The 19,501-nt window shown below is 68.7% G+C and carries 18 protein-coding genes and 1 tRNA gene; 13 read left to right on the top strand and 6 right to left on the bottom strand.

The features are described from left to right. The first annotated feature begins 155 nt into the window (after positions 1 to 155). From AB0O67_RS29885 to AB0O67_RS29840, 10 genes are all read left to right on the top strand, one after another. Positions 156 to 326 carry a pRL2-8 gene (locus AB0O67_RS29885; protein ID WP_365456634.1) on the top strand — a complete coding sequence of 57 codons (171 nt, stop codon included), beginning with the start codon at positions 156 to 158 and terminating at the stop codon, positions 324 to 326. Positions 327 to 430: 104 nt separating this feature from the next. Beyond that, a complete protein-coding gene (locus tag AB0O67_RS29880) occupies positions 431 to 2,557 on the top strand; it encodes an FtsK/SpoIIIE domain-containing protein (protein WP_365456631.1) in 2,127 nt (708 codons plus the stop codon). 204 nt (positions 2,558 to 2,761) lie between these two features. Next, the gene (locus AB0O67_RS29875; protein ID WP_365456628.1) at positions 2,762 to 3,226 is read left to right on the top strand and encodes a hypothetical protein; all 465 of its coding nucleotides are present in this window, start codon (positions 2,762 to 2,764) and stop codon (positions 3,224 to 3,226) included. 19 nt (positions 3,227 to 3,245) lie between these two features. Beyond that, entirely contained in the window at positions 3,246 to 3,434 is a 189-nt protein-coding gene (locus AB0O67_RS29870) for a hypothetical protein (RefSeq protein ID WP_365456625.1), read from the top strand. Positions 3,435 to 3,520: 86 nt separating this feature from the next. Next, the gene (locus tag AB0O67_RS29865; RefSeq protein ID WP_365456622.1) at positions 3,521 to 4,264 is read left to right on the top strand and encodes a DNA methylase; all 744 of its coding nucleotides are present in this window, start codon (positions 3,521 to 3,523) and stop codon (positions 4,262 to 4,264) included. Continuing rightward, entirely contained in the window at positions 4,261 to 5,154 is an 894-nt protein-coding gene (locus AB0O67_RS29860; RefSeq protein ID WP_365456619.1) for a bifunctional DNA primase/polymerase, read from the top strand. The genes AB0O67_RS29865 and AB0O67_RS29860 overlap by 4 nt, the downstream gene beginning before the upstream one ends. Continuing rightward, entirely contained in the window at positions 5,151 to 5,561 is a 411-nt protein-coding gene (locus tag AB0O67_RS29855) for a hypothetical protein (RefSeq protein WP_365456616.1), read from the top strand. Before AB0O67_RS29860 ends, AB0O67_RS29855 begins: the two co-directional genes overlap by 4 nt. Beyond that, positions 5,558 to 6,700 (top strand): DUF3631 domain-containing protein, encoded by a 1,143-nt coding sequence (locus AB0O67_RS29850; RefSeq protein WP_365456613.1) that lies wholly within the window; start codon positions 5,558 to 5,560, stop codon positions 6,698 to 6,700. Before AB0O67_RS29855 ends, AB0O67_RS29850 begins: the two co-directional genes overlap by 4 nt. Before the next feature lie 184 nt (positions 6,701 to 6,884). Beyond that, on the top strand, positions 6,885 to 7,085 hold the full coding sequence (locus AB0O67_RS29845; RefSeq protein WP_030650313.1) for a helix-turn-helix domain-containing protein: 201 nt from the start codon (positions 6,885 to 6,887) through the stop codon (positions 7,083 to 7,085). Further along, positions 7,082 to 8,233, top strand: coding sequence for a site-specific integrase (locus tag AB0O67_RS29840; protein WP_365456636.1), 1,152 nt, complete (start codon positions 7,082 to 7,084; stop codon positions 8,231 to 8,233). Before AB0O67_RS29845 ends, AB0O67_RS29840 begins: the two co-directional genes overlap by 4 nt. 67 nt (positions 8,234 to 8,300) lie before the next feature. Here AB0O67_RS29840 and AB0O67_RS29835 read toward each other — a convergent pair. From AB0O67_RS29835 to AB0O67_RS29820, 4 genes are all read right to left on the bottom strand, one after another. Then, positions 8,301 to 8,376: transfer RNA gene (locus AB0O67_RS29835), tRNA-Arg, on the bottom strand. A gap of 239 nt (positions 8,377 to 8,615) precedes the next feature. Beyond that, entirely contained in the window at positions 8,616 to 10,106 is a 1,491-nt protein-coding gene (locus AB0O67_RS29830) for a hypothetical protein (protein ID WP_365456610.1), read from the bottom strand. Beyond that, entirely contained in the window at positions 10,106 to 11,029 is a 924-nt protein-coding gene (locus AB0O67_RS29825) for a hypothetical protein (RefSeq protein WP_365456607.1), read from the bottom strand. Before AB0O67_RS29825 ends, AB0O67_RS29830 begins: the two co-directional genes overlap by 1 nt. A gap of 242 nt (positions 11,030 to 11,271) precedes the next feature. Beyond that, a complete protein-coding gene (locus AB0O67_RS29820; RefSeq protein ID WP_365456604.1) occupies positions 11,272 to 12,273 on the bottom strand; it encodes a hypothetical protein in 1,002 nt (333 codons plus the stop codon). Positions 12,274 to 12,762: 489 nt separating this feature from the next. Between AB0O67_RS29820 and AB0O67_RS29815 the strand changes: the two genes are divergently transcribed. After that, positions 12,763 to 13,143 carry a helix-turn-helix transcriptional regulator gene (locus AB0O67_RS29815; RefSeq protein WP_359204699.1) on the top strand — a complete coding sequence of 127 codons (381 nt, stop codon included), beginning with the start codon at positions 12,763 to 12,765 and terminating at the stop codon, positions 13,141 to 13,143. A gap of 176 nt (positions 13,144 to 13,319) precedes the next feature. Here AB0O67_RS29815 and AB0O67_RS29810 read toward each other — a convergent pair whose 3' ends face one another. Continuing rightward, the gene (locus tag AB0O67_RS29810) at positions 13,320 to 13,793 is read right to left on the bottom strand and encodes a very short patch repair endonuclease (RefSeq protein ID WP_365456600.1); all 474 of its coding nucleotides are present in this window, start codon (positions 13,791 to 13,793) and stop codon (positions 13,320 to 13,322) included. Between the two features lie 552 nt (positions 13,794 to 14,345). Between AB0O67_RS29810 and AB0O67_RS29805 the strand changes: the two genes are divergently transcribed. Beyond that, the gene (locus AB0O67_RS29805; protein ID WP_365456597.1) at positions 14,346 to 15,698 is read left to right on the top strand and encodes a hypothetical protein; all 1,353 of its coding nucleotides are present in this window, start codon (positions 14,346 to 14,348) and stop codon (positions 15,696 to 15,698) included. Next, entirely contained in the window at positions 15,691 to 18,357 is a 2,667-nt protein-coding gene (locus AB0O67_RS29800) for a hypothetical protein (protein WP_365456594.1), read from the top strand. The genes AB0O67_RS29805 and AB0O67_RS29800 overlap by 8 nt, the downstream gene beginning before the upstream one ends. A 48-nt stretch (positions 18,358 to 18,405) precedes the next feature. Here AB0O67_RS29800 and AB0O67_RS29795 read toward each other — a convergent pair. Continuing rightward, on the bottom strand, positions 18,406 to 19,501 hold a 1,096-nt coding region (locus AB0O67_RS29795; protein ID WP_365456591.1), incomplete at its 5' end, for a hypothetical protein.

Genomic DNA, 19,501 nt, shown 5'->3' with positions numbered 1-19,501 from the left:
ACCGGCCGCGCGGAACAGCAGATGGACACCACCGGATCGGCCGCAGAGATGCGGCTGAACGCAGAGCTGACCGCCCTGCACGCCGAACGGCAGAGGCTCATCACCGAGACCGCCCGCGCCAAGGCCGCCAAGAAGTCGTCGGGGTGGTGGTGACCATGACCGCCACGCAGGCGCCTCCTGGCGAGTGCCCGCAGTGCTGGCAGCACGCCCACGACCGGCGCGCACACCGCCACCTGAAGCCCCGCGAGGACTGCCCGCAGTGCGTGGACCACATGCGCAACGGGTGCCCGTACCTCGTGCACAAGAAGGCCCGTCAGGGCCGCTGACCTGCCCCCGGGGCGGTCGTCCCTGCCACGGACCCGACCGCCCCGGCACCCCCGGTTCTTCTTTCGACTCCCGCCCGATCCGGGCAGTCAGGAGCACTCCCAGCATGTCCGAGAACGTCGTTCACCTCCACAAGCCCACCGACCCGCCCGCCGGCACCGCGAACGTGACCACGCTGACCGTGGTCCCCGACCCGGCACCGCCCGCACCCGTGCCGCTGTGGGTGCGCTCCGGACGCGCCATCAAGAACGGCGTCACGCACGAGCACACCAAGGCGACCATGCGCGGCATCGCCCGGCACAGCATCTACACCTTCAACGGCGGGCGGATCGTGGCCCGCCGCACGTGGGACGGCCGTACCGGGTCCCGCTACGAGCGGATGATCCGGGCGGCTGAAGCGGCGGGGAACTTGGAGCTGGCGCAGGAGTGGGAGGAGCGGTTGCAGCGCTTCCGTGCCGCCCGCCACCACCGCCGCATGGACCTCCTGCACTCGCCCGTCGACGCTGCCAAGGGCGTGGCTGTCGGGGCCGGGATGGGCGTCGGTGTCCTGGTCGCCCTCGGGGTCGTGATGGCCATCAACACCGGTCAGGTCGGGGACGTCGTCACGCCGCTGTCGGCGACCATCGACTTCATCGCCCTGCTCATCCGGATCGTGCAGGTCGTCTGGGGTCCGCTCCTCACGATCGGCCCGTTCCTCGCCCTGCTCGCCCTCTGGTCCGTCGGCCGCCGCCAGCAAGCCGCACCCAACTGGGCTCTCCCGGTCAACGTCCGATCGGGCGAGGGCGAGCCGATCACCCCGTCCATCGTGGTCAAGGCCCTGCGCGACCTCGGTATCTCCCCGCTCAAGACCGCCATCAAGGAGATGGGCGACGCCGGCGCCTCCATGCTCGGCCCGATCCGGATCGCCGGATGCGGTGTCGAAGTGGACGTGACGCTTCCCTCCGGCGTGGCCACGGACGAGGTGCAGAAGCGGCGCAGGAAGCTCGCCGAAAACCTGACCCGGCACGAACACGAGGTGTTCATCACGATCCCCGAGGCGGCGCGGACGGTGCGGCTGTGGATCGCCGACTCCGGGGCTCTGGACGAGCCGATCGGCCCGTCTCCGCTGGTCACCGATGAGACGATGACCGCGAACTACAAGACCGGCAAGGCCCCGTGGGGGCAGGACCTGCGCGGGGACGCGGCGGAGCTGAGCGTGTATCAGCGCCATCTGCTGGTCACGGGTCTGTCCAACCAGGGCAAGACGGCCGCGCTGCGCTCCCTGGCCTTGTGGCTGGCGCTGGACCGCACGGTGCAGTTCTGGATCGCCGACCTCAAGGGCATCGGGGACTGGGCCATGTTCGACGGCATCGCACAGATCCTGATCGAGGGACCCTCCGACGACCACGTGATCCAGGCGACCGAGATGGTTGAGGACGCGGTCGAGGAGATGAACCGGCGGATCGAGGAACGCCGCCAGGACTCGACCGTGGTGTTCGAGCCGCTGATCGTGGTGGTGGACGAAGCACAGTTGGCGTTCATGTGCCCGGTCGTCGGCGAGGACAAGCGGCCCTACGGCGGCTCCAAGGCCACCTCCCGGTACTTCATGGCCGTGCGCAAGATTCACAACCAGGGCCGTGCCGTGGATGTGCTGATGTGGCAGGGCACGCAGGACCCCACCGACCAGAACCTTCCCAAGCTGGTCCGCGAGGGCGCCCACACCCGCGCCTCCCTCGTGGTCGGCACCGAATCCCAGTCCCGGATGGCGCTGGGGGACAAGGCCGTCAACGGCGGCGCCGCCCCTCACCTGCTCCGGCAGGGCCTGGACAAGGGAACCCTCGTGGTCGCCTCCGACGGAATCACGATCCCCGCCGGTCAGGCGTCCATCACCGTGCGCACACACTTCATCGACGACGAACCGGCCGCAGAGATCGCCGCGAGGGCCAAAGCCCTGCGCGACGGTGTCGCCACCCTGCGCGTGGTCGACCACACCGAGGAGCGCGACGCGCTCGCCGACATCGCGGCCGTCATCGGCGACACCGCCCGGCTGCGCACCGATGAGGTGCTCAAGCGGCTGCACGCGCTGGACACGGCCGTCTACCGCGAGTGGAACAACGGCCGGTTGAAGCGGCTGCTGGAGGAGCACGGCGAGGAGCCGAAGAAGTCCCACGGGGTCATGGTCGTGCGCCGCGACGACGTGGCCCGCGCCCTCGCTAACCGCGACACCGACGGTTCCGCTTCCGCCGTCCAGTAGCGGGGAGGAACGAGCCTCCGGCCCGGGGAGGCGGGGAGAACTCCCCAAACCCCTCCCCGGGCCCGCCTCCCCGCACTGATCAGCACAAACATCGTTTCAGGGAGGCGGGGAGGCTGCCTGCTCAGACCCCTGAAACGCCCCTCCACACGGCACCCCGAAGGGGGTGTCTCCACCTCCCCGGCCTAGTACCGGAAGGGATTCCGCATGTACCCCGAACCTGCCCGCCACGGGCCCTACGAGCGGGCCGTAGAGGTCCACCACCCGACCCCGCTACCGCCCGCCGTGCCGGTGTCGGCGCCCGTCGTTCCGGTCCAGCCGGGCACGGTGCCGGCCGTGGCGAGCATCGTCCTGCCCGACGGCCGCGTCGTCACCGGCTACGCCATCAACCCCGTGCAGCCGGAACCGGTCGCCGCGAAACCGGCCGTCTCCCGCGCGGCGGTGAACGTCGCCCTCGGGGGCGTCGGGTTCCTCGCCGTGTGCGGCGGTCTGCTCCTGCTGACCACGTTCATCACCGCGCTGACCGCGCTCATCACACAGCTCATCACGCTCGCGGCCGTGATCTTCGGCGGATGGATCGCCGTGCAGGTCTTCAGTGCGAGCAGCCACAAGGGCGGCACCACCGTCAACATCCGCAAGGCCGTGATCAAGCGCAACCACTTCCACGGCTGAACACCCGCGAAGGAGACCCGTGTTCGACATCCGCATCATCTGCGACCCCGCCGACGAACCCGAGATCGTGCACGCCCTGACCACCGCGTTCGAGTGCGACCCCATCGAGCGCCGGCCCGCCCGTGACGGATACCGCGTCCGCCTCTACACCAAGGCGTTCCACCCCAACCCCGCCGCCCTGCTCAACGACGAGTCCCCCGACCTCTAGCTACGCCAAGGGCGGCCCCCCATTCCGCCAAGAACCGGGGCCGCCCTTGTCACCCAGCACCGTTCACAGAACTGGAGGCATCCAGCATGACCCACCCCTTCGACATCCGGCGAGTACCGGCCTTACCGGCCGTGCCGTTCCGGGTGCTGGACGGCTGCTGCTGCATCGGCGGCGGCACCAAGGGATTGCGGCGCGCGTTCGGCCCGAACGTCCACATCACCGGCGTGGACATCGAGCCGCAACCGGACTACTGCGGCGACGCCTTCCACCAGGGGGACGTCGTCGAGTACATCCGTGCCCGCGGCCACGAATACGACTTCATCCACGTCTCGCCGCCCTGTCAGGGCGAGGGCGCTCCCACCAAGGGCACCAACGCCGCGCGTAACGCGGCGATCGGCCGCACCTACCCCCGCCTCATCGGTCCCGTACGCGCCGCCCTGGAATCCACGGGCCGGCCGTACGTGATCGAGAACGTGGCCGGCTCCGAGGTCCGCAAGGACATCCGCCTGTGCGGTGAACAGTTCGGGCTCGGGGTGCTCATGCACCGCTACTTCGAGTTGGGCGGATGGACGGCGGTGCAGCCGCCCCACCCCCGGCATCGGGGCAGGGTGCGCGGCTGGCGCCACGGCGAGTACCACGACGGCCCCTACGTCGCCGCCTACGGCAAGGGCGGCGGCAAGGCCACCGTCCCCGAGATCCAGTGGGCCAAGGGCATCGACTGGTCGGAGGATCACCTCCGCCTGCGCGAGGCACTCCCTCCCGCCTACACCGAGTGGATCGGCCGCGCCTACCTCGCCACCCTCACCACCGCGTTGGAGGTGGCCGCGTGAACGAACACCTGATGCACGCCGCCCTGGATGCCGCCGGGCGAGGCTGGCACGTCTTCCCCCTGCGCCCCAACGGCAAGCCGCCCGCCCTGCACGGCGAGCGCTCGTGCACCCGAACCGGCGAGTGCGCCGACGGACACCGCAAGTGGGAGCAGCGCGCCACCACCGACCCCGACCGCATCCGGGCCGCGTGGTCGCGGGCGCCGTTCAACGTCGGCATCGCCACCGGCCCCTCGGGGCTGGTCGTGGTCGACCTGGACACGCCAGAGCACAAGGGCAGTTCGGACGCGCCTGACGGCGCGGCAACCTTTGGAGCGCTCTGCGAGCGCGCCGGGCACGCCGTCCCCACCACCTACCGTGTGCGGACCACCAGCGGCGGAACGCACCTGTACTTCACCGCGCCGAACGGGGTTCGGCTCGCCAACACGGCGGGCACGGTTGCCGCTTCGGTCGACACTCGCGCGTGGGGCGGCTACGTCGTCGCCGCCGGCAGCATCCTGCCCGCCGGACGCTACGAGGCTCTGAGCGCCCCTGAGACGGCCGCACTGCCCTCGTGGCTCCAAAGCATCCTGCAACCCGCCCCCAAAGCCTCTGAGGCGCCCTCGGTGGCCGTAGCGGGGCAATCTCGCCGATATGCGGAGGTAGCACTCGCCGCTGAGACGCGGAACGTCGCCACCGCCCAACACGGCGGGCGGGAGGCTGCGTTGTTCCGGGCGGCGCGCGCTCTGGGACGGTTCGTCGCGTGGGGCGACCTCCCCCGGCATGTGGTCGAGCAGGCTCTTCAGGAGGCAGGCGAGACGGCCGGCCTGTCCGCGTCCGAGTGCCGCTCGACGCTGCGCAGCGCCCTCAACTGGTCCATCACCCACAACAGCCGCCGCCGGGATGCGGCATGAGCGCCCTCTCCCGTCCCCACCTGAAGAGCATCCCCACCGCCCCGGACGGTCCGCAGGCCGCTCCACATGCTGTGGATCCGGCGGCCGTGGGCGAGCCGAAAGGCGCCGCCCGTAAGGGCGTCCGAACTAGCCCTGACTCGCAGAAGGGCACCCACGGCGACCCGACGCCGGACCGGCCCGGCATCCGCGTCTACGCCCCGCCCGTCTACCGGCATCACCACGACGGCGCCCGCTGGTCCAAGCGGTACGGCGACACCCCCACCGCCGCCTACGCCTGCCCCTGCGGCCAGACCGACACCGCCACCGGCCCCAACTCCGTGGCCGCGCTGGTCACCGAGTACGAGGCGCACAAGCACTTCTGCACCGGAGCGCCCGGCGCGCTCACCGAAGGGAGGACCGCCGCATGACCGCCATCGACGGGGCCGCGCTGCTCAACGAGGTGGAAGCCTTCCACCGACGGTTCAACGTCTTCCCCCACGAGGCTGCCTATGTCGCCGTGGCACTGTGGGACGCGCACGCTCACCTGCTCGAATGCTTCGACTCCACCCCACGGCTTGCGTTCCTGTCCCCTGAGCCGGGGTCAGGGAAGTCGCGGGCGCTGGAGATCGTAGAAACGCTCGTGCCGCAACCCATGACGGCGGTCAACGCGTCCGCCGCCGCCCTGTTCCGGTCCGTGTCCAGCCCTAACGGCCGGCCCACGATCCTGTTCGACGAAATCGACACGATCTTTGGCCCCAAGGCAGGGGACAACGAGGAGTTGCGCGGGTTCCTCAACGCAGGTCACCGCCGCACCGGGGTCACCTACCGGTGCATCGGCGACGGCGGCAACCAGACCGTGCAAGCCTTCCCCTCGTACTGCGGGGTCGCCGTCGCAGGACTCGGCTCCCTGCCCGACACGATCATGACGCGGTCGGTCGTTATCCGGATGCGACGCCGGGCACGAAACGAACGGGTCGAAGCCTTCCGCGCCCGCGTCCACGAGGCAGAGGGACACGCGCTGCGTGACCGGCTCGCCGCGTGGGCGGAACACGCCCGCGGGTTCGTCATGGGCGCCTGGCCCGACATGCCCGACGGCGTCAGCGACCGGCCGGCGGACGTGTGGGAACCCCTGCTCGCCGTCGCCGACGCGGCCGGCGGCGCCTGGCCAGAGCGGGCGCGCGCCGCGTGCGTGACGCTGGTGACCGCGTCCAAGGCCAACGACAAAGGCAGCCTCGGAGTCCGGCTACTGACCGACCTGCGCGACCACGTCATGGTCGGTATCGACCGCCTGCCCACCGTCGCCATCCTCGACCGGCTCAACGCCCTCGATGACGCACCGTGGGCGGACCTGCACGGCAAGCCCCTCGACAACCGGCGCCTGTCCAAGATGCTCACCGAGTACATGACGGCGGACAACGAGCCGATCGCCTCCCGCAACATCAAGACCGCCGGGAGCGTCCTCAAGGGCTACTACGCCGCCGATCTGTGGGACGCGTGGGCCCGCTACTGCCCCCCACCCCCCGAAAGTCCGCTACCTCCGCTACCTGGCACCGAAAACACCGCCTGACCAGCCACAACGCGGTAGCGGCAAGCGCCCAAATTTGCCGCTACCGCGCCGCTACCCATCCGCTACCGCTACCCCTTCCCGCTACCTCCAACAGGCCCCTGACCTGCGAGGTAGCGGCGGTAGCGGAAGTAGCGGACTTTCCAGAGGGGGGCGGGCCGCCCCGCCCGGATTCCGGAGGTTCGACGTGCGCACCGCCGTGCCCGAAACACCCGAAGCCTTCACCGTGCCGGAGGTCATGACCGCGCTGCGCCTGAGCCGCAGCAAGGTCTACGACCTCATCCGCTCGCGCCAGTTGGCGAGCTTCACCATCGGCCGCGCTCGCCGTGTGTCCCCTGACAGCGTGCGCGCCTTCATGCAGGAACGAATCGAGGAGAACGCAGCCTGATGGCCTCCCGTAAGCGGAACCCCAACGGCGCTGGCAGCATCTGGCAGCGCAAAGACGGCCGTTACGAAGCTCGCGTGTACGTCCCGCAGCCGGACGGCACCCGCAAGCGCAAGACGGTCTACGGCGCAACGTGGGAGGAGTGCGACACCAAGCGCCAAGAGCTGGTGCGACGGGACCGCCAGGGCATCCCTACCCCTACCCGCTCTGCGAAGCTCTCCGAGTGGCTGCCGTACTGGCTCGCGAACTACGTCGAGCCGCGACGGAAGCTCAGCACGTACGACAAGTACGAGACGCACGCGCGGCTCTACTTGGTGCCCCTACTCGGCACGAAGCGGCTGGAGTCGTTGAGCGTCGCCGACGTGCGCCGCTTCATCACCCGCGTGCAGAACACGCACACGGCCGCCACTGCCAAGGAGGCGCACCGCGTACTCCGCACCGCCCTCACGGCGGCCGTTCGGGAGGAACTGATCACTCGCAACGTCGCCTCGCTGGTGGAACCACCACGAGTCAAACAGCGGGAGATTCGGCCCTGGTCCCTGGAAGAGACGTTGTCCTTCCTGGAGGCGGCGCGGAAGGACCCCCTGTACGCCGCCTTCGTTCTGGCCATCGCAATGGGCCTGCGACGCGGTGAGCTTGTGGGCCTGCGCTGGTCCGATGTGGATTTGGACAACCGAGTGCTCCATGTCCGCCACCAAACCCAGCGTCGTAGGGGCGAGCTGTACGACGACGACCCCAAGAGCCGTCGTAGCCGCGTGGTGCCGATGCCTGCGCTGTGCCTCGCTCCGCTCCGCTGGCATCGGCTGCGTCAGCGCGAGGCGTTCGATCGTACGGGCGTTGCCTGGTCAGAGAGTGGCTATGTCTTCGCTACGAGGAACGGGCGGCCGGTGGAACCGCGGAACGTCTACCGATCCTTCACCAGGGTCGCGGGTGACGCCGGGCTCCGAGTGGTTCGACTGCACGACGCTCGGCACGGCACAGCCACGCTGCTGACGGCCGCCGGCGTCGCCCCCCGGGTCATCATGGAGATCCTCGGACACAGCCAGATCAGCATCACCATGGACGTGTACACGCACGTCGTGCAAGACACGCAGCGGGAAGCGATCAGCCACATGGACCGGCTGCTCAAGCGACGGCGACCGGCCGCCTGAGAGGCGACTGCCGTCAAATGGTGCCGTCAAAAGGCCCCGGACCATGATCGGTCCGGGGCCTTTTGGCTGGTGCCCCCGGCAGGATTCGAACCTGCGACACCCGCTTTAGGAGAGCGGTGCTCTATCCCCTGAGCTACGAAGGCGGGGATGTGTGGGCAAAGGTGTTGGAAATCCGCCCGCATCGGACGGATCCCGACCCTTGAGGGGCCCAGACATCCACAGGGCGCCCCACCAGAGTGGTGCACCGCGCACAGTCTAGCGGTTGCGGCAGCGCACCGAGGCGTCATGCCCTGCTGTTGTGGGGCCCCGCCCGTGTGTGCCGAGCCTCCTGTACCGGCCGGCGGAGCGTGCCGTGCGGTGACGTGCACCGACGGCCTCGTGGCTACCGTGTCCGGCGGGTGATGCCGAGGGCCACGGAGTTCTTGGCCCAGGCGTACCCGATGTAGACGAGCAGAGCGCCCTCGGCTCCGTACGCGGGGATCCGTCGGAGGCGGTGTGTCTCATCCAGGGTCGAGAATCCGGATTCGCTGTCCTGGCGGAACCCGATCAGGCGTTCTCCGGCTTCGGTGCCTGGCGGAATGATTCGGAGGTGCTCGGTCCTGTTGAACCTCATGCGCTTCGTCCTTGGATCCAGCGATCTGTCTTCCTGGGTTTCGTACACCGGAATTCTTTCGACGTGGGCACCGTGTCGACAGTGCAACTCGAGAACGTGATAAAAACGGCTATCTCCCCCATTTCTGTATTCGATCTCCCGAACGGGGATCGGTGCGTATAGAGTTTTCCCTTCCACGGTGATCAGGCGCTCGCAAGCGCGTCCTTCGGTCGCGTAGACGTCGTGGGTGCATCCGGTGGCTTCATAGCGATACTTCTTCAGGGGCTGGGGTCTGAGTCCGTCGTACTGACGCGTGAACACCAGGAATCCCGCTCTGATCAGCTGAGATCGGTGCATACCGCGCCAGGCTTTGTCGTAGACCAATGTGTGGTTACCAGGGGCGCGTGTGCGAATCTCCATGGCGAGACGGACGGCCACTCTGGCTTCTTCCTGACGGTCCGGATCCAATTCCTTGGATTGGTGCCGAGCGGTGTCCGTGTTGAGAATGATTCGGCTGTGCGGCGAGCATTCGTCGCGGACGGAGAATGAGACGAGTTTGTTGCCGTAGATTTCTCGGTTGCCGCCCTCCAATTGGATGGTGGCGTCCGGATCGACCCGGTGGCGCCGCGGTACCCCGGTCCTCTCGTCGATGGTGAATTCTTCGGTCTGGTCCGAGGCGGGCCGTACGACTGTTCCGTCGCCGGTGATGACTTGGCTGCGGTGGGGGCGTACCAGGGTGCCTCGCCGTTTCCTGGCGAGCATTCCCTGAGCGAGGGCCTGGTTGATCCAGGTGTCTCGACTGGCTTCTCGAAGGTCCTGCAGCGCGTCGAGCATCTTGGGCCTGAAGTCGTGCCAGTGATGCCGCTGGGGACCCGTCTCGGGCAGGCCGTCGGCTGCGGCGTCGCCGCGGTGCTGTCGGACGCCCTCGCGGACGATCTTCCACATGTGCTCGTGCTGGAAGTTGGCACAGGCCATCTCGGCGGTGTCGAAGATCGAGATCGAGGCGAGAAGGATTAGGTAGACGAACGGCGAGTACGCGGGGCGACGGCCTGGCGTTCCCGGAGCGCGTCCGGGGTAGACCTTGTCTGACACGTCGTATAGGTCAGGGTTGGCGACGAGGAGTTCCAGACGCTCCAGCGCGGGGAGGGGCCGGGCAGCAGGGCCGGGAGGTTCGGGGCGGCTGAAGCTGAAGACGTCCTTGGGCGTCGGGCCCATGACGTAGTCCGGTTTCTTCTTGGCCCTGGGCCTGGAGACGGCGGGGCGTCGTTTCGGCGTCCCCATCAGGCCAACTTCCCTGACGGTCGCCATTCGTAGCCGGCGAGCTTTGCGGCGCGGTCCAGCGAGGAGAGCCCGAGGCGCAGCGCGACATCCGCGATCTGACCGGTCTCCGAGTGGATCTTCGCAGCGAGCCAGCTGGAGACGTCCCGCGGTGTGGCGGACCGGCCTTCCGGGGCGATTCCGCTGGCGCGTACGACCTCGCCGAAGGCCGTGCACACACTGGACTGCAGTTGGTTTGCGGGGGCGAGACCGTTCGTGGTGAGCGTTTCGGGGCGGTCGCAGCTCGACTGGTGCTGGACATACTCGAGGCGCAGGCGGAGGACCTCCCGGCTCCACGGATCCTCGAGCGGGCAATACCGGGCGGTGATCCGGGCAGCGCCCACCGCCCAGACCCTGGAGTTGTCGAGATCCAGATCGGTGGTGGCGATCAGGCCGATTTCGCCGGTGTGGAGACCGGACAGGAGCAGCCCGAGTACGGCGGCGTGCCTGGTTTGCGGCATCCCTCGCTCGGCGTAGAAGCGGAGTCGGTCGACGTCGGTGTCGGTCAGGGTGCCGGTGGGCCGCGGTTGCGAGCGCGGAATCGGCGGGAGGTCCAAGAGCGGTGCTCGGGTGGTCAGTCCGAGTCTCCGGGCCTCCGCGAACAAGGCGTCGACCGACGAGCGGCGAACCCGGCGGGTACTGTCCGCCGGGCAGGGGACCAACCGGCCTTGACGGTCGTGCCCGGGCGCGTCAATGAAGGCTTGGGCAAGGGTGTCGCTGACGTCATCGAGGCGCTCAAGGCCGAGCGCCAGAGTGAACCGCAGAAGCCTTTCCGAGTTGGTGATGTAGGAGTCCGCCGTCTGTGCGCTGAGTGTCCCGCGCGCGACCTTCTCCTGCCACTGTCGGGCGGCCTGGCGTAGGGCCGCCCGCAGGGTGACGCTACGCACGGCCGCCTCCTCGTGGGCCGAACCGACTTCGATGGAGCGTGGGTGTGAGCTGGGGAATCATCGAAACGCATGGGGCACGGCGCGCTGGCGCGCTACCGTGGCTGGTGGCTCTCGCTCTGCGTGAGGGCACGCCAAAGCCCCCCTTTCTCGCGGTTGGCGCCGCGGTGAGGCTTACGGGGTGACGGTGGCGGGTCCGGAGAGGCGTGATCCTTAGCCGGGGAAGCGCATCTCCGGACCCGAACTCATGACTGGGGCGTCGACTGGCGGCTCCTCATCGAGGGGATGAACGCAGACATCTCCCTGCTGGACGCGTAGACGGCGAGCCAGGTCTGCAAGCTCACCCGCCCCAGGTCCGACAGGTGCAGGGGCTGATCGAGTTCCACGGTCGGAGTACCCGTGTCGGTCCGAGCGCGAGCGCGTACCTCGGCGAGGACGTTCAGGACCCCGTGGAGCTGTCGATGCAATTCCGTGGCTTCGTCCGGCGTCATGTGGCGGACGTACTTAAGCCAGAGCGGGTCGGTTAGGAGCTCGGCCGGGTCGTCCTCATAAACGGGGACAGCGTCGTCGTGCGTGCCCCGGGGGCTGCGGGAGGCTCGTGTCTGCTCTGCACCGACGCCTTGCCCCGCAGGGGGTTCCCCCGCCTGGCCGTGCTTCTTGCCGTGGGGGTACGACTGCCTGTCGTCTCGCGAGGTGCCCGCACAGCCTTCATGGCCTAGTTCCTCATCTTCCGGCCGGGGACCGGGCGATTCCTCAGGAGAACGGGGTGCCGCGTCTTCGTACCAGCGCACGAATCCTTCGGGCTCCTCGATCAGGAGGCCGGACAGGATCATCAGTTCCATGAGCTTGTCGACCGACCGGCGATGCGTGGTGCCGCCTCCGACCAGCTTCATGAAGCGGGCGTGCACTCCGTCGCGCAATCCAGGGCCCTGGGTGAGCCTGTTCCGCGCGCTTTTGGTGAACCACGTCTGGTTCCATGCCTTACGCAGTGCCGCCTTGCCGAGTTCGGCGTCCTTCGCCCATTCCTCTGCCACCCGATTCGCCGGGCGAGTGGCGAGGTACATGCCCCTGCCCGGAGCGTTGGTGACCAGCCCGGAGTACTCGAAGAAGGCCATTGTGAGGCCGACGCGCCCGGCATCCAGCCCCAGCTTCGCTTTGACGTCGTGCACCGAGAACGGCTGGGGCAGGGTGCCGATCGTGCAGGCGATGGTGATCTGCTCCGACGCGACCACCCGGTACGTGGGCAATTCTCGCAACGGTGCGGTTGTCGCTGAGGATCCCTGACCCGGCATCGCCCCTCCTGTGGCCTCCGCGCACAGATGGGCGCCTGGGCAGCGTAGGGCAGGCCAGTGCAGTGATGCAGAGGAATCGACCACTTTGCAGTGCAAGGCAACTCGCAATCTCTGCAAGGGCGTTGCTCCGTGAACGGCCCCTCGGTGGCTCGCGCGACACCGAACGCACACCGCGGCGGGTGAATCCCGCAGGTGGGCGGCCTGGCGGAAGCCGACCGTCGGGGTTGCCGGGTCGCATCGACGGGTTATGCGAGCCGCACCGTGGCCGTTCTGCCGAGGGCTTCGCATAGCAGGGCCCCCAAGGGCATCTCGAGCGGGCCGTTGCACCGCTCGCCGGTCGGATTCGTGCATGTTTTCCCGAGGAGTCACATTCGGTTACTTGCTATACAAGTAGCATGCGAGGGGTTGGGGCGCACCCGGAGGCGTCTCAGTCACACTGATGCGGTGCCTGGAGGAATCAGACGTGCCAAGAAGCCGAGCAGTTTCGTCATCGACGGCGACTGGCCGCACGCCGTGATGGAGCCGCATCGAGGCGCTCTGGTCGCGCAGGCCATAGCCCGCAAGCTCGCTGAGGCGATGGCGGAGCTGGGGATCAGCGCCAATGCCCTCGCGAAGAGGAGTGGTGTCAACCGGCAGGTCATCACCAACGTCCTCAACGGCACCGTCTGGCCCGACATGCTCACGGTCGTGGACCTCGAGGGTGCACTGGGCGTCTTGCTCTGGCCCGACCACACGCAATGGGAGATTCCCGAACCGGGCCATCCGGGCGATCGTGTTGCCCCAAACGGAGGGGCTTCCGGGCCGAGCCGTGAGGAAGGTGCCTGAGCCGGTATCGCCCGCCGCATCGGCGCTGGCCTTCTGCTGCCGAGGCCCGCCTCAGTAAGCCGCTCGTGCGGATCTGACCTGCGGCTTATGGAAGCTACGTGATGCAGGCCCTCCCGCTAATCAACACCTCCCCTCAGCCGGTTCGCAGAGAGCACGCCATGGCGTCCACCTGCTCGTCAGTCGACCCCACTCAGGATTCGCAACGCCCGCGGGTGCCCTCGGCGGGCGAGCGTCTCCAGCACCTTGCTCACGGCGGCGTCGACGGTCTCGTGCTCCCAGATCCGCAAGGGCACCCACCCAAGCTGGACGAGGTGGGCATCGGTATCAGTGTCCCGTCGAACGTTGCCCTCAAGTTTTTCCTGCCACCACTCCCCGTTGTGCACCGGTGTGTGCAGATGCTCGGGACACGCGTGCCAGAAGCATCCCTGCACGAACACCACGGTCCGCCACCTCACGAATGCCAGATCTGAACGTCGCCTGCGCAAGCCCGGAAGCGGCAGGTCAACGCGATAGCGAAAGCTCAGCGCGTGGAGTGCCCGCCGCAGCGCCAACTCAGGAGCGGTGTCCCGGCTGCGTTGAGCCAACATCACCCGCCGTACGTTCGCGTTCCTCGGTGCAGGAACGCCTGATCGGCGCAGTCCGTCTCTCATGCATGCGCCAACTCCTGCACCGCGGAGTTCGTCACCGCCCCGTGGGCCGATCTACGGGCTGCCCTCAGCCTTGGTCGGCTAGGCGCCCACGGGGCGACAGGACCGATGCGCGGTTGGACTCGGGTCGCGGAGGGAAAGCGCCGAGTCGGTTCCCATCCCGGCCGGACTCAGTGGGCAATGTTCGCATCCGCCCACCAAAAGATGCGCAACAATGGCTGACCGCGAGCGGCTCGTCGGACGGTGCTGGGAGCAGAGCGTGCGAAGGGATTCCGTTGGGGGATGGGATCGGGTGGCACATCCCTGTGGGCGACCGTACGTAGTTGATCGTCGTGCGCGGCACGAAACACGGCCAAGAACCTGGCTCCGTCAGCCCTTCCGGACTGCGTGGCTGAGCCGGTGACCGCCTTGCAGGGGGCTGGGCACGGTTCCGGGATAGTGGGTGGCCCGGCGTGGAGTAGTTCGGGGTTGGACGTTGCCGCAGGCCGCTACCCGCTTTCGGTGGAGCGCCACGTGATGCGCATGGTCGATCACTTGGTGCCCGGTGTAACGGCGGTGACGCCTCATGCGCGCTACTACGCTCTGCACGGCCTGATCGCGGCGCACGCCGATGCGGCAGGGATGTCCAGTGCGACCGCCCAGGAACTGCTGCGCCGCGCTGAGGTGGCACTGGCCGCCGTGTCGTTCGCCCATCACCCCCAGGGCCTCGAGTGGTTGCCGCGTGCCCACGGCATGGATGCCCTGGCCCAGAGGCTCCGTTCCGGGACGGTCACGGTGGCTGATTCTGCAGTTCCGGGCAAGGACGGGTATGTGCGCAACTCCTGGGGTTTCTGGGGCCCGTACGCGGGGTCCGAGACTGCCCTGGGCATCCTCAGCCCCGGGAGGATGCCGTTGCCCGGACCACGCCTCGACGCGACGGCGGTCAGGGATGGCCTGGGCGAGTTGCTCGAACTGGCTGCCGCGAAGGAGCTGCGCACTGACGACTTGGTCCCGTTCGGCGCGAAGCTGTGCGTGTGCGCCGGCGGTGAGCATCCTGACGGAACTTGGTTGGCACGCCTCATGTGCGCGTCGGACAAAGCCGGTACCGCCCCCCGGTCGCGGGCACGACGCGAGACGATCCGGTTACTGGCGCGGATCATCGCCACCCACCCGATCCTGCGCTTCACCCGGGACGCCGGCCACGTGCTCGCCTTCGGCCAGTTCCTGACCACGGATCCCGTGACCAGGGACGTCGGAGTGGCGCCCGTCTGGCGGGGGGTGGTCCTGAGGAACTACTCCGTCGGCGCCTGGCGCCGCCTGTGGTCCTGGCTCGTCGAGCAGGTCGACGGTATGATCACGACCGACGAACTGGCCGACCGCCTCGCCGAGGCGCTGCCGGACGAGACCGTGGCCGAGTTCGTCTCCTCCCTCCCCGCGACGCAGAGCACGACTGGTGCACCCTTGCCCGCCGAGCTCGACCTCCGACGGGCGGAGGAGCCCCTGCCGCTCATCGAGTTACGCGTGCTGGCCGTCGGAGCACGCCGGGCGGGCGAGCTCTCGGGCCGGGTCCGGGATGCGTTCCTCGGCCGACGCGGTGTCGAGCTTGGGCCGGAGTGGGTCGGCCGGAGACTGGATGAAGCCCGGTCCGCCGGGCTGCGCGACACGGCACGCCGACTCGTCCACGACCTGGTGGCGCGGTCGCAGCGAATAGCACTCGCCAAGGCCCGACGCCGCCCCGACGGCTCGTTGTGGCTGCCCACACGCCTGCACGAGCGGGGCGGGTTCCTGTACCGGACCAGCCAGGAGGGCCGTGGTGACGTCGGCCTGCGGCTGGACCAGCTGGGTACCGTCCTGGCGACGTGCGGCGTGCTGCACTTCCACGAACAGCATTGGTCGGTGACTCGCCAGGGGGAGGAACTCATTGCCTGACACCGGACCGGCCCCGAGCACCGAGCAGCCGTCCACGATCGCATCACCGCTGACGCTCGTCCTCGACGAGGCCCGAAGAGGCGGTCAGGTTCTCGAAGAGGCACTGTTCCTGAGCTTCACCGCCGACTTCGGCTTCTTCGAAGAGATCACACTCGGCGTTACCCAGGCAACGGGGGCCCGTGTCACCGTGGTCGGAGACGTCACCGTGGCGCGGTCCGACCCCAGAGCCGTCCGTAGGGCGGGACACAGCTACCTGGCCGGGCTCGCCTATGCAGACGGAGCCGCGTTCCACCCGAAGCTGATGGTCCTGGCCGGGCGGGAGCACGCCACCATCGCACTCGGCTCGGGAAACACCACCCTTGCCGGTTGGCAGACCAACGCCGAGCTGTGGACGGTCCTGCGCGTGCGCGACGACAAGAGCCCCGCCGCAGTCACGGAACTGGCGACCTGGTTGCGTGACCTGCCGGAAGAGGTGAGGTTCTCGGCCGGCGTCCCCCAAGCCATGCGACGGGTGGCGACGCTACTGGAGCGACTCCACCGCGACAGGACCTCCGTGGACGGGCAGACGCGTGTCGTCAGCAGCCTGCGTGCCCCCATCATCGAGCAATTGCCCGACGAGCCGGTCGACGAGCTGGCCCTCTTCGCCCCGTTCCACGACCGGGACGGCCGTGCGCTGAGACGTCTGCTCGCTCGTCTCCGCCCGAGCCGGTTCACCCTCGCCTACCAACCCGGTCTCACCGACCTCGACGGGCAGTCGGCCGCCGCACTGGTCCAGCAGTACGGCGGCCGGATCGTCAGCGACAACGGACAGCGGTACCGCCACGGAAAACTCGTCGAATGGGCCTCGGGAGGACGGCACTGGGCCCTGACCGGCAGCCCCAACCTCTCTTCCGCAGCCCTGCTGCTCCATCAGGGGCAGGGCGGCAACTGCGAGCTCGGGATCATCACCCCGACCTCCACCTCGCTGCTTCCGGAGGGAACCGAAGAGCCGGTCACCCGGCTGCGCGCAGCACCGCTCCTGCCGCGCACGCGCAGCAACGGCGGACCGCTGCTGCTCGGCGCCGTGCGCGTGATCGACGGCCTGGACGTCAGCCTCGCCCGACCACTCCCCGTCACCAGCCATCTGGAGCTGTCCGCAGCCGCGGCCCCGCCGGAGACGTGGGAGCGAATCGCGGACATCGCTCCTGGACAGGCCGCGGCCACCGTGACGGTTGCGGCGGACGCCGGCAGCCGCGTACGCCTGGTGACCGTCGACGACACGGGTGTCCCGAGCTTCGGCAACATCGTCTTCGTCGTGGATGCCGACCGCGTCCTGCGGCGACTGACTCTGGCCCAAGCACAAGCCCCCACGACGCAGCCGACGGACCTGTTCACGGATGCACGGCTCGCCGAACGCTTCCTGGGTGACCTGGAAGCCTTGCGGACTGCGCTGAAGCAGGTACCAACGCCCACCGCTGTGGTCAGCAGTGCTCCCCGCGCGACTGCCGCTGTGCAGACACCTGATGACGAGGAGGGCTGGGAGCACTATCTGGACGAGTGCGCCGGACGTGTCGGCCACCCGCTCGCCCGCTTCGCGCTGGGCCTTCCTCTGCCCGTCGGTGTGGAAGCCCCCTTCCACGACCTATTGGCGGTGACCTGGGACGAGAGGTTCACCGACGATGTCGAGGCGGCGCTCGACGAGGACGACGCCGAGACGGTGTCGACGGAGCAGCACACCGAAGCACCCGCCAGGGAACCGAGTGCGTCGTCTGTGCCTGATCTCCGGCAGGCCGGGCAGGAGTCCTGCCGCAGATACCGGCGCTGGATCGAACGCCTTGTCGCCGAGGCCTCGGGCCTGCACCCCCCGGAGCGGATGCTCGCCGTGCGGCTGACCCTGTGGACCGTGGCCGGGGGTGCGTGGCACCCGACCGACACCAGCTGGCTGCCACTGCTCTCCCGAGCGGTGCGCGCCCTCGACGGGCGCGACGTCCCCGGCCGGGTCGAGCCACAGGTCGGAAGTCTTGCCGCAGTCGCCCTTGCCGTGCTCCGCGCTCATGCTCCGCGTTACGAAGTGACGCCGGAGACCCTTGCCTTCAACGAGGCGTCCGCCGCGGTCAGCCACTTCCTTCCCGCGGCGGACACCACCTACGTGACCGAGTACGCGTCTCTGCTCGAAGACGCCTTCGGCCCCACTGTCGCGCCGGAGAACGTGCTGTCCGTGGCGAGCGACGTGGTTCAGGACGACCCTCTCGACGACGCGGTCTCGGCCCTCGCGGAGAGGGGCCGCGACGTGCACCGGCACGGGCGGTTCATGCTCCACGCCGTCGGCCGCTTCAGCAATCCCGCGCTCGTAGCGTTGGTAGCGGTCGGTGCCGCCGAAGGCGCACCACTGGTAGGAGCCTGGGCCACCGGCAGCCCGGCCAATGGCTGTTGGGCGCTGGCCGTGTGGCGCCGCCCCGACTTGGTCGTCGTCGACGCGGCAGGGGCCGCACCGCTGTGGCGCCACTACCGGCTCACAGGTCTGGTGGGCCCCAGGGCACTGGCGGTACAGCGAAGCTTCGGGTCCGCCACCTCCATACCGCACGGTCCCCGCAACCGGTCCTTCGACATGGCGAACCGAATCCTTGCGGAACTGGGGCTACCCGGCCCCTACCCGCCCGGCTGCGGGCAAGAGGGGTGAAGGGGGCGCGGCGAGGCTAACTTTCATCCGCCTGGTCCCGGAGGCCCTTCAGTCCTGGACACTGTGGAGGACGGGGTCACTTGCCTCGACGGCGATGTAGGTCTCCGCAGTGGCCCCCTCCAGCAGGCCTCCACGACGCCAGTTGACGGCAGGCTCGCGGTCTCCCAGCAGTGCCCTCCAGGGCAAGCGTTCCGCCTGCTTGAAGCCCTCACGGACGGTTCCACTCAGATTCCTGTGCCGCAGTCGCTCGTGGTAACTCATGCGTACAGCGCGCGTTTCCGCTTCCAGAGCCTCGTCCTCCCAGGACACGGCCGGCCTGTCTGGCTGTGGGTCTCGTCGGGGCTCTTCCTCCAGTGCCACTTTGACTTGTAGCTGGTCCAACCACCGGCATGCGGAGAACAGGCGACGGGACATGCCCACATGCGTTCCGGTGCCCGGGATGCGGCCGGCGATGAAGTCAGCCACGCCTAGTCGGCCGCGCAGTTGCTGTTCGGTTGCGGGAGGGTCTTCGACGAGACGTTGACGGACGAACTGGGTTTCTTCGTCCTCTTCGATGCAAGAAAGGGAGCCAGTACCACTGCGCTGACGCGTCCCACGGGAGGAACTGAGGGGGACGATGCGCAGGTCCTCCACCACTCCGCGTGCAAGGGCACGGTAGACCAGCATTTGCGACTGCGCGGTAAGGAAGAGCGCGTCATTGTCCTCTGCGATGTGCGCTTCGGAACCGCTGCCAGCCGGGTCCGGGGGAACGGGGGTGGTTCGGCCAGGCCGCGTGGGCCCTCCCGGGACATGCATGGCATCCACGGTCATGAACAGACGGTCCTCCTCCCAGCTCTGAAGGGCGGGCAGCGAGGTGCCACAGAGGATCTGCATGTGGGGCTGCCCGTGCATGAGAGCGCTTCCACCACGAAGCTGCTCCATCCCCTCCCTGAGGGCGGGGAGGCCTATGCGCCGGTGTGCCTTGGCTTCGATGAGCCAGGGCAGTGGTCCGACAGGATGGCTGCCCCACAGGTCGGGCAGCGGCAGGGAGGCATCGAGGAAGCTGGGGTAATCGTTGGGGCCACCGGCCTCGATGTGCTGTGTCTGCCCCAGCCCCATCATGCCTGCGCACGCCCACTGGGCCATGGTCATGCCCAGGTGGTAG

It is taken from the genome of Streptomyces sp. NPDC086077, assembly GCF_040686175.1.
In the GTDB taxonomy this organism is placed as follows: Bacteria; Actinomycetota; Actinomycetes; order Streptomycetales; family Streptomycetaceae; genus Streptomyces.
Note: the sequence above shows the minus strand (reverse complement) of the source record. Positions and strands in the feature narration are given on the sequence as shown.